The organism is Erwinia sp. V71 (genome assembly GCF_965644245.1).
Lineage (GTDB): Bacteria > Pseudomonadota > Gammaproteobacteria > Enterobacterales > Enterobacteriaceae > Erwinia.
In genome coordinates this window covers 22,124-32,541 of the sequence record NZ_CBFFRK010000044.1, presented here as the reverse complement: position 1 = coordinate 32,541, position 10,418 = coordinate 22,124, and the positions used below count along the sequence as shown (strand labels likewise).

8 protein-coding genes are annotated in these 10,418 nt (G+C 55.9%); 7 read left to right on the top strand and 1 reads right to left on the bottom strand.

What is annotated here, in order from left to right; translation table 11 throughout:
• Positions 1-415 precede the first annotated feature (415 nt).
• Positions 416-1,033, top strand: coding sequence for a trimeric intracellular cation channel family protein (locus ACSZO1_RS11500; RefSeq protein ID WP_437612625.1), 618 nt, complete (start codon positions 416-418; stop codon positions 1,031-1,033).
• Here ACSZO1_RS11500 and ligB read toward each other — a convergent pair.
• The gene (gene ligB, locus ACSZO1_RS11495; RefSeq protein WP_437612627.1) at positions 1,008-2,747 is read right to left on the bottom strand and encodes an NAD-dependent DNA ligase LigB; all 1,740 of its coding nucleotides are present in this window, start codon (positions 2,745-2,747) and stop codon (positions 1,008-1,010) included. The genes ACSZO1_RS11500 and ligB overlap by 26 nt on opposite strands.
• Before the next feature lie 253 nt (positions 2,748-3,000).
• Between ligB and gmk the strand changes: the two genes are divergently transcribed.
• From gmk to ACSZO1_RS11465, 6 genes are all read left to right on the top strand, one after another.
• Positions 3,001-3,624, top strand: a complete 624-nt coding sequence (gmk, locus tag ACSZO1_RS11490) for a guanylate kinase (RefSeq protein ID WP_437612620.1) — start codon at positions 3,001-3,003, stop codon at positions 3,622-3,624.
• 54 nt (positions 3,625-3,678) lie between these two features.
• Positions 3,679-3,954, top strand: coding sequence for a DNA-directed RNA polymerase subunit omega (gene rpoZ, locus ACSZO1_RS11485; RefSeq protein ID WP_413652859.1), 276 nt, complete (start codon positions 3,679-3,681; stop codon positions 3,952-3,954).
• Positions 3,955-3,975: 21 nt separating this feature from the next.
• Entirely contained in the window at positions 3,976-6,093 is a 2,118-nt protein-coding gene (gene spoT / locus ACSZO1_RS11480; protein ID WP_437612618.1) for a bifunctional GTP diphosphokinase/guanosine-3',5'-bis pyrophosphate 3'-pyrophosphohydrolase, read from the top strand.
• A 3-nt stretch (positions 6,094-6,096) separates the two neighbouring features.
• Complete coding sequence (gene trmH / locus ACSZO1_RS11475) at positions 6,097-6,792, top strand: tRNA (guanosine(18)-2'-O)-methyltransferase TrmH (RefSeq protein WP_437612616.1); 696 nt, start codon at positions 6,097-6,099, stop codon at positions 6,790-6,792.
• Complete coding sequence (gene recG / locus ACSZO1_RS11470) at positions 6,789-8,870, top strand: ATP-dependent DNA helicase RecG (protein ID WP_437612614.1); 2,082 nt, start codon at positions 6,789-6,791, stop codon at positions 8,868-8,870. Before trmH ends, recG begins: the two co-directional genes overlap by 4 nt.
• 143 nt (positions 8,871-9,013) lie before the next feature.
• Positions 9,014-10,411, top strand: coding sequence for a nucleobase:cation symporter-2 family protein (locus ACSZO1_RS11465; protein WP_437612612.1), 1,398 nt, complete (start codon positions 9,014-9,016; stop codon positions 10,409-10,411).
• Positions 10,412-10,418 lie beyond the last annotated feature (7 nt).

Here is a 10,418-nt window from a genome sequence, read left to right as displayed (position 1 = left end):
GGTTCCGGCAGCCTTCAGTGGTCTTTGCAGAGTTAAGACAGGCGGCTTAGCGTTGCACTTCGAACTTGAATCCGCCTAATTAGGAAATTATTTTTATGATGAGAGTGCGTCAATGTCACAACCACACGCTATATAATTAACGCGGCATTTTCAACAAAAGATAAATGGCCAGACAGATAACTAATATTTTTATATACTTCATTTAAATAAGAAGAAAACAATCTTCATGACAATTAATCATGAAAAACAATAATAACATTGATAATCAAGAAATTTCGCTAAATAATCGCAAGCATAATATAAAAGGGTTCCCGTTATTACATCCGCTAATCCGAACAGTTTTCCCTGAGAAAATTTCAGTCGTCTGACGCGTCTAAAAAGCTTACTCTTGCCCGCAACTTTTCAGGAGTTAACCATGTTACTGACTGTTCTCTATATCATCGGTATTACTGCAGAAGCGATGACTGGCGCACTGGCGGCTGGACGCCGCAGGATGGATATGTTTGGCGTCATTATTATTGCTTCCGTCACTGCCATTGGCGGCGGTTCAGTACGCGACATACTGCTCGGGCACTACCCGCTCGGCTGGGTTAAGCATCCCGAATATATCATGATCGTCGCCGCAGCCGCGGTGGTGACCACCGTCGTCGCCCCTTTGATGACCCATTTACGCAAAGTTTTCCTCGTGCTGGACGCGCTCGGCCTGGTGGTGTTTTCCATTATTGGCACCCAGGTCGCTCTCGATATGGGCCATGCCTCGATTATTGCCGCCATCAGCGCCGTGGTCACCGGTGTCTTTGGCGGTGTGCTGCGCGATATGTTCTGCAACCGCATTCCTCTGGTATTCCAGAAAGAGCTGTATGCCGGTATCGCCTTTGCCGCCAGCTGGCTGTATATCCTGCTGCTGAAAACCCCGCTGTCGCACGAGCTGGTGATCATCATCACCCTGCTGGCTGGTTTTGCCGCCCGTCTGCTGGCGTTGCGCTACAAGCTGGGCCTGCCGATTTTCAACTACCCTCATCCGGAGCACTAAGCGCAGGAGCAGGCAGGGTGACCGGCCTGCTCGCGTGTATCACTTCATCCCGTTCCTGCTGCAAAAACGTAATCAGCCGCCTGACCTCATCATGCTGTAAAAACTGGACAATACGCGCCGCCCGACCAGCACCTATACCCGGCAATTGCCGCCAGCTGGCCTCATCACGCGCCAGTAATTGTTGCCAGTCACGATCAGGCAGCGCATTTAACGCCGCAACTGGCAGCGGAACACCAAGTGCTTTCACCCAGAGCTGTAAAGGCTGCTGACGGCTGAACTGAAAGCGATGCCAGAGCTGTTGCGCGCGTTTTTCACTGATGCCCGGTACGCTCTGCAACTGCTGCTGACTAAAACGCAGCCAGGAAAACAGATGCTGAAATTCCGCCAGCGACAGGAGTTGCTGCCAGCCCGCACGGCGCAGACCAGGAATATCCAGCACATCTTTGTTGCTCAGCCAGTCGAGCCGGGCAAGAAACTGCTCGCGACACTCCGTATCAGGATGCAGGCAACTGAGCGCGTTATGCTTTTCAGGATCAGGCGTTGCGGGTACATCACGTTGCGTGACCCGCCACACAACGCGTTCAAAGCGCGGAATGCCCTGACCCGCCAGACTCACCGCAATCTGATCGCCGGGCACAATATCGGCTTCCCGCCAGCGACTCAGTGACCCCAGACTGACGCGGCGAATGGTTTTGTCATCCAGTTTTACCGGCAGGATATTCAGCACTGCCGCGATTTTCCCGGTGCGCCCAACCGGGAAATCGATCGACAACACCTCGCTGGTGATCACTGGTGGTGTATATTTCCACGCGGCAACTTCGTCCCCCTGGCCTGGCAACCAGTGCCTGCCAGCGGAGCGCTGCTCACGCTGAATCACCACACCGTCAGTGACAAAAGGCAACGGCTGGCGAAACCATGCTTCGCGCCAGCGAGCAACATCATCAGCCGTCTCTACAGGCTGTGTCCATTGAGCTTCCAGGCCAAAACCAAAACCGGCCAGCTGCTGTAATCGCTGCGCCATCGTCTCCGGTCCATCCGGCCATGCCCAGATAAAAATCCCCAGAGAGGGCAACAGCGGCGAATGACGCTGACGCATGAGCGCACCTGCCACCTGTGCACGGGCATTGGCACCGCCCATGGTTGCCTGTTGATGACCGTTCATCGGCAGATAGATCTCACCCTGTAACACCACACGTGCGCGATCTGTCGTGATATGGTGTGGTATCGCACTGATTTGGCGCACATTCTCCAGCCATGATTCTCCCTGCATCCCACTGCCACGGCTGATTGCATCCGTCAGCTGGCCCTGCCGGTAGACCAGTGTCACCGCCACGCCATCCACCTTTGGCTGCAACCAGAGCGGCGCTTTATTCTGCATCCAGCGGGCGACCGCCTGTTTATCCGCCAGTTTTTTAACCCCGGTATGGGCAATAGGGTGATTCAGCGGGCCGCCACCGGTCTGCGGTTCTCGTGGTGGTGTAGCAGGCTGAAAACAGCGCTGCCACTGCTGCAGGCGCTGGTGCAGGCTGTCATACAGCGCATCATCGATCGGGCTGCCGCCCTGCTGATAGTAATCCTCGTCCCACTGAGTTAACTGTTGTTCCAGCTGCTTAATTTCTTCGCTGGCCGTCGCTGGTGTCCAGACCGGGCAGATAGCCCACCCGGCGGAACTGAACAGAACCACCACTATTAACCACCATCGCATCCCTGCCATTTTGTCTCTCCGCTATACGTCCGCACTCAGTTAACGGCGACACAGCAACAAACGCCAGTGGCGATAGTCAAACGTGAAAAGTGCTACGCAACGTTTTTCTGCAAACCCTGAAAACCGCACAAAACAGTGCGTAATATGTTCCATTAATAAAGAAAAAACGCAGCGGTAAGGTGCAAACGCTGCATGGCGGGCGGAAGCTGTGTATACTGTGCAGGAAACAGACTCCGCATTTTAAAACACTTCAAGAAAAATCATGGCGCAAGGCACACTTTTTATTGTTTCCGCACCGAGTGGCGCGGGTAAATCCAGTCTGATTCAGGCGCTGCTGAAAACGCAGCCGCTGTACGACACGCAGGTATCCATTTCGCATACCACGCGTAATGTGCGCCCTGGCGAAAATCACGGCGAGCATTACTTCTTCGTTTCAAAAGCCGAATTTGAAACGATGATTGCTGAAGATACTTTCCTTGAGCACGCTGAAGTTTTTGGCAACTACTACGGCACTTCGCGTAAAGCGATTGAGCAGGTGCTGGCGACGGGTGTGGATGTTTTTCTGGACATCGACTGGCAGGGCGCGCAGCAGATTCGGCAAAAAATGCCGCAGGCACGCAGTATCTTTATTCTGCCGCCATCAAAAGATGAACTCGACCGCCGTTTGCGTGGCCGTGGGCAGGACAGCGAAGAGGTGATCGCGAAGCGCATGGCACAAGCCGTGGCGGAGATGAGCCACTACGCCGAGTACGATTATTTAATTGTGAATGATGATTTTGATCTGGCGCTGTCCGATCTGAAGAACATTATTCGTGCTGAGCGTCTGCGCATGAGCCGTCAAAAAGCCCGGCATGATGCTTTAATCAGCAAACTATTGGCAGACTGAAGACAGTTTCAGTATGATGCCGAGTCATTTCGTCACCCGTGGAGTATCACACATATGGCACGCGTAACCGTACAGGACGCAGTAGAGAAAATTGGCAACCGTTTTGACCTGGTTCTGGTCGCTGCACGTCGCGCACGTCAGATGCAGGTTGGCGGTAAAGATGCCCTGGTTCCGGAAGAAAACGATAAAGCGACCGTTATCGCTCTCCGTGAAATCGAAGAAGGCCTGATCACCAACCAGATTCTGGATGTACGTGATCGTCAGGAGCAGCAAGAGCAGGAAGCCGCTGAATTACAGGCTGTGACTGCTATCGCTGAAGGTCGTCGTTAATTAGCTGCCAGAAGGCTCGCCTTGTATCTGTTTGAAAGCCTCAATCAGCTGATTGAAAAATACTTGCCTGAGGACCAGATTAAGCGCCTCAAGCAAGCTTATCTTGTTGCACGTGATGCCCACGAGGGACAGACACGCTCCAGCGGTGAGCCTTATATCACCCACCCGGTTGCCGTTGCCTGTATTCTTGCGGAAATGAAGCTCGACCATGAAACACTCATGGCCGCGCTTCTGCATGACGTCATTGAAGACACCCCCGCCACTTACCAGGATATGGAACAGCTGTTTGGCAAAAGTGTTGCCGAACTGGTGGAAGGCGTCTCCAAGCTGGACAAACTGAAGTTCCGCGACAAGAAAGAGGCGCAGGCAGAAAACTTTCGCAAGATGATCATGGCGATGGTGCAGGATATCCGCGTCATTCTGATCAAGCTGGCCGACCGTACCCACAATATGCGCACGCTGGGCTCATTGCGCCCGGATAAACGGCGTCGTATCGCGCTGGAAACGCTGGAGATTTACAGTCCTCTGGCCCACCGCCTGGGTATCCATCATCTGAAAACCGAGCTGGAAGAGCTGGGTTTTGAAGCGCTCTACCCGAACCGCTACCGCGTCATTAAAGAAGTGGTGAAAGCGGCGCGCGGCAACCGCAAAGAGATGATTCAGAAAATCCTCTCGGAAATTGAAGGGCGGTTGCAGGAAGCAGGCATTCCCTGCCGCGTCAGTGGCCGGGAAAAGCATCTCTACTCGATCTACTGCAAAATGCATCTGAAAGAACAGCGTTTTCACTCGATCATGGACATTTACGCTTTCCGCGTGATCGTCAGCGATGTCGATACCTGTTACCGCGTACTCGGCCAGATGCACAGCCTGTATAAACCGCGCCCGGGGCGGGTAAAAGATTACATCGCCATTCCCAAGGCCAACGGCTATCAGTCGCTGCATACCTCCATGATCGGGCCGCACGGCGTACCGGTGGAAGTGCAGATCCGTACCGAAGATATGGATCAGATGGCGGAAATGGGTGTCGCGGCGCACTGGGCGTATAAAGAGCAGGGCGAAAGCAGCACCACCGCGCAAATCCGCGCCCAGCGCTGGCTGCAAAGCCTGCTGGAGCTGCAGCAGAGCGCCGGTAGTTCGTTTGAATTTATCGAGAGCGTAAAATCCGATCTGTTTCCGGATGAGATTTACGTTTTCACCCCGGAAGGCCGCATCGTCGAGTTACCGGCAGGCTCCACGCCTGTCGATTTCGCCTATGCCGTGCATACCGATATCGGTCACGCCTGCGTTGGCGCGCGCGTCGATCGCCAGCCGTATCCGCTGTCACAGTCACTGACCAGTGGCCAGACCGTCGAAATCATTACGGCACCGGGCGCACGGCCGAATGCCGCGTGGCTGAATTTTGTCGTCAGCTCGAAAGCACGCGCCAAAATCCGCCAGCTGCTGAAAAACCTCAAGCGTGATGATTCGGTCAGTCTGGGACGTCGCCTGCTGAACCATGCGCTGGGCGGCAGCCGCAAACTGGCGGAAATTCCGCCGGAGAATATCCAGCAAGAACTGGATCGCATGAAGCTTGCCACGCTCGACGACCTGCTGGCGGAAATCGGCCTTGGCAACGCCATGAGTGTGGTGATTGCGAAGAACCTGCAGCAAAACGAGCAGGTCGCGCAGATCCCGTCCGCGAACAGCACCTCGCGCAGCAAACTGCCGATCAAAGGCGCTGATGGCGTGCTGATCACCTTCGCCAAATGCTGCCGGCCGATTCCAGGTGACCCGATTATTGCTCACGTCAGCCCGGGCAAAGGCCTGGTGGTGCATCACGAATCCTGCCGTAATATCCGTGGCTACCAGAAAGAGCCGGAAAAATTCATGGCGGTAGAGTGGGATAAAGCGACCGATCAGGAGTTCGTCGCCGAAATTAAGGTGGATATGTTTAACCACCAGGGCGCACTGGCTAACCTGACCGCCGCGATTAACACCGCTGCATCCAATATTCAGAGCCTGAATACGGAAGAGAAAGATGGCCGGGTATACAGCGCCTTTATTCGCCTGACGGCCCGTGACCGCATCCATCTGGCCAATATTATGCGTAAAATCCGCGTAATGCCGGATGTGATTAAAGTTCACCGTAACCGAAACTAGTACATGAATGCTCAACGCTTTGCTCGCATTCGCGAGATGCTTGCTGCGCGTCAGCACGATCTAACCGTCTGCATGGAACAGGTGCATAAGCCGCATAACGTTTCCGCTGTTATTCGTACCGCGGATGCCGTGGGTGTGCACGAAGTTCACGCCGTCTGGCCGAGCAGCCGGATGCGCACCATGGCTTCCGCCGCAGCGGGCAGCAACAGCTGGGTGCAGGTGAAAACCCATCGCACCATCGCCGATGCTGTTCACCAGCTGAAAGACCAGGGCATGCAGATTCTGGCAACCCACCTTTCTGATAAAGCCGTGGATTTTCGCGAAATCGACTACACCCGCCCGACCTGTATTCTGATGGGTCAGGAGAAAACCGGTATCACCCGGGAGGCGCTGGCGCTGGCCGACCAGGATATTATTATTCCGATGATCGGAATGGTGCAGTCACTCAATGTCTCCGTCGCGTCCGCGCTGATTTTGTATGAAGCGCAGCGCCAGCGACAGAATGCCGGAATGTATAACCGCAGCGACAGCACGCTGGATTACGCCGAACAGCAACGTTTGCTGTTTGAAGGCGGTTATCCGGTGCTGGCGCGTGTCGCCAAACAAAAGGGTCTGCCTTACCCGCTGATCAACGACAGCGGTGAAGTGGTTGCCGATGATGCCTGGTGGGCCACCATGCAGGCAGTGGTGAAAAAATGAAAGGCCGTCTGCTGGATGCAGTACCGCTGAATACCCTTTCCGGCGTCGGCGCCAGCCAGGCGAGTAAACTGGCGAAGCTCGGTTTACACACCGTGCAGGACTTACTGCTGCACCTCCCGCTGCGTTACGAAGACCGCACCCAGCTTTATGCCATCAATGACCTGCTGCCGGGCATCTATGCCACGGTGGAAGGTGAAGTGCTGCATACCGATATCAGCTTTGGCCGTCGCCGTATGATGACCTGTCAAATCAGTGACGGCAGCGGCGTACTGACTATGCGCTTTTTCAATTTTAACGCTGGCATGAAAAACAGCCTGGCACCGGGCCGCCGGGTCACCGCCTATGGCGAAATCAAACGCGGCCAGCGCGGTGCGGAGATTATCCATCCTGAGTATCGCGTACAGGGTGATAACAGCGTCGTTGAGTTGCAGGAGACGCTCACGCCGGTTTACTCCACCACCGAAGGCGTACGCCAGGCGACTCTGCGCAATCTGACCGACCAGGCGTTAACCCTGCTGGAAACCTGCGCGATTGCCGAACTGCTGCCGCCGGAGCTGAGTCAGGGGATGATCAGTCTGCCGCAGGCGCTGCATACTCTGCATCGTCCGCCACCAGATATGGCGCTGACCGACCTGGACAGCGGCAAGCACCCTGCGCAACGTCGCCTGATCATGGAAGAGCTGCTGGCGCATAACCTCAGTATGCTGGCCGTGCGTGCTGGCGCGCAGCGCTACCATGCCCTGCCTATGCCTGCCCGGCAGCAACTGAGTGATCAGTTGCTGGCGGCTCTGCCGTTTAAACCCACTGGCGCGCAACAACGGGTAGTGGGCGAAATCATTGCTGATCTGGCGAAAGACTACCCGATGATGCGTCTGGTGCAGGGTGATGTCGGCTCCGGGAAAACCCTGGTCGCCGCACTGGCGGCATTGAATGTGATCGCGTATGGCAAACAGGTGGCGCTGATGGCGCCAACCGAGCTGCTGGCCGAACAACATGCTAATAATTTCCGGCAGTGGTTTGCGCCGCTGGGCATTGAAGTGGGCTGGCTGGCCGGGAAACAGAAAGGCAAAGCGCGTCAGGCACAGCAGGAAGCTATCGCCCGCGGCGAGGTGTCGATGATTGTTGGCACCCATGCCATTTTCCAGGAGCAGGTACAGTTCAACGGACTGGCACTGGTGATTATCGATGAGCAGCACCGCTTTGGCGTCCACCAGCGGCTGGCATTGTGGGAAAAAGGCGAAGAGCAGGGCTTCCATCCGCACCATCTGATTATGACCGCCACGCCGATCCCACGGACTCTGGCGATGACCGCCTATGCCGATCTCGATACGTCCACCATTGATGAACTGCCGCCTGGACGCACCCCCGTCACCACGGTGGCGATTCCCGACAGCCGCCGCGCAGACATTATCGCGCGCGTGAAAAGCGCCTGCCGCGAAGAGGGGCGCCAGGCATACTGGGTCTGCACACTGATTGAAGAGTCTGAACTGCTGGAAGCACAGGCGGCGGAAGCCAGCTGGGAAGAGCTAAAAGCCGCATTGCCGGACCTGAATGTCGGCCTGGTGCATGGCCGGATGAAGCCACAGGAAAAACAAGAGGTGATGCAGGCCTTTAAGCAGGGTGAGCTGCAACTGCTGGTGGCCACCACCGTTATTGAAGTTGGCGTGGATGTGCCGAATGCCAGCCTGATGATTATCGAAAACCCGGAACGTCTCGGGCTGGCGCAGCTGCACCAGTTACGTGGCCGCGTCGGCCGTGGCGCGATCGCATCTCACTGCGTGTTGCTGTACAAAGCGCCACTCAGCAAAACCGCGCAAAAGCGCCTGCAGGTGCTGCGCGACAGCAATGACGGCTTTGTGATTGCCCAGTGTGACTTGGAGATCCGCGGCCCCGGCGAACTGCTGGGCACGCGCCAGACCGGTAATGCCGAGTTTAAGGTCGCCGACCTGTTGCGTGATCAGGCGATGATCCCGGAAGTGCAGCGTGTGGCACGCCATATCCACCAGCATTACCCTGAACAGGCACAGGCGCTGATTGAACGCTGGCTGCCGGAAACTGAACGTTATACCAACGCCTGATCCCCGCTTACTCCAGAACTTTGTATCGCAGTTGTAACCTCTCAGCTAATCGTTTGCTAAATCACAACAGAACAGCGGCAAACGATTGCTTTTAGCCGACAGAAGATTAAAATCGCCACTTTTCTACCCCGGGAACCGTAACAATGTCCGCAGAAACTGATCTCGCCAGTGCCACGCCTGCCACTAAACCGGCCGCGAAGAGTGAACTGATTTACCGCCTTGAAGATCGTCCACCGCTGCCGCAAACCCTGTTTGCTGCCTGCCAGCATCTGCTGGCGATGTTTGTTGCGGTTATCACCCCTGCCCTGCTGATTTGCCAGGCGCTGGGCTTACCGGCGCAGGATACGCAACACATTATAAGTATGTCGCTGTTCGCCTCCGGCGTGGCGTCGATTCTGCAGATTAAAACCTGGGGACCCGTCGGTTCCGGATTACTCTCCATTCAGGGCACCAGCTTTAACTTCGTGACGCCACTGATTATGGGTGGCCTGGCGCTGAAAAACGGCGGTGCTGATATCCCAACCATGATGGCAGCGCTGTTTGGCACCCTGATGGTCGCTTCCTGCACCGAGATGCTACTGTCGCGCGTGCTGCATCTGGCACGGCGCATTATCACCCCGCTGGTTTCCGGCATTGTGGTGATGATTATCGGCCTGTCGCTGATCCAGGTTGGCCTCACCTCCATCGGTGGCGGTTTTGCCGCGATGAACGATCACACCTTTGGCGCACCGAAAAACCTGCTGCTGGCAGGCGTGGTGCTGGCGGTGATTATTCTCCTTAACCGTCAGCGTAATCCGTATCTGCGCGTCGCGTCACTGGTGATCGCCATGGCGGTCGGTTATGCACTGGCCTGGGCGCTGGGTATGCTGCCGGACAATACCACGCCGTCCAACAGCGCGCTTATCGCTGTACCGCAACCGTTCTACTATGGTCTTGGTTTCGACTGGAACCTGCTGATCCCGCTGATGCTGGTCTTTATGGTGACCTCACTGGAAACCATTGGTGATATCACCGCGACTTCCGACGTGTCTGAGCAACCGGTTAGTGGTCCGCTGTATATGAAACGCCTGAAAGGCGGTGTGCTGGCCAATGGCCTGAACTCATTTGTTTCGGCACTGTTTAATACCTTCCCGAACTCCTGCTTTGGTCAGAATAACGGTGTCATCCAGCTGACGGGCGTCGCCAGCCGCTACGTAGGTTTTGTTGTTGCCCTGATGCTGATCGTTCTTGGCCTGTTCCCGGCAGTGAGCGGTTTTGTGCAGCATATCCCTGAACCTGTGCTGGGCGGCGCAACCATTGTGATGTTTGGCACCATCGCGGCGTCTGGTGTGCGTATCGTCTCGCGCGAGCCACTGAATCGCCGTGCGATCATGATTATCGCGCTGTCGCTGGCCGTTGGCCTCGGTGTTTCACAGCAGCCGCTGATCCTGCAGTTTGCCCCAGACTGGCTGAAAACCCTGCTCTCTTCCGGCATTGCCGCTGGCGGTATCACTGCCATCGTCCTGAACCTGGTCTTCCCGCCAGACGCGCAGGAGAAATAACCTGCCC

What these genes read in the sequence shown, in the direction of transcription:
- rpoZ (WP_413652859.1), top strand. Translation starts at nt 3,679, where the DNA reads ATGGCACGCGTAACCGTACAGGACGCAGTAGAGAAAATTGGCAACCGT.
- trmH (WP_437612616.1), top strand. Translation starts at nt 6,097, where the DNA reads ATGAATGCTCAACGCTTTGCTCGCATTCGCGAGATGCTTGCTGCGCGT.
- gmk (WP_437612620.1), top strand. Translation starts at nt 3,001, where the DNA reads ATGGCGCAAGGCACACTTTTTATTGTTTCCGCACCGAGTGGCGCGGGT.
- ACSZO1_RS11465 (WP_437612612.1), top strand. Translation starts at nt 9,014, where the DNA reads ATGTCCGCAGAAACTGATCTCGCCAGTGCCACGCCTGCCACTAAACCG.
- recG (WP_437612614.1), top strand. Translation starts at nt 6,789, where the DNA reads ATGAAAGGCCGTCTGCTGGATGCAGTACCGCTGAATACCCTTTCCGGC.
- ACSZO1_RS11500 (WP_437612625.1), top strand. Translation starts at nt 416, where the DNA reads ATGTTACTGACTGTTCTCTATATCATCGGTATTACTGCAGAAGCGATG.
- ligB (WP_437612627.1), bottom strand. Translation starts at nt 2,747, where the DNA reads ATGGCAGGGATGCGATGGTGGTTAATAGTGGTGGTTCTGTTCAGTTCC.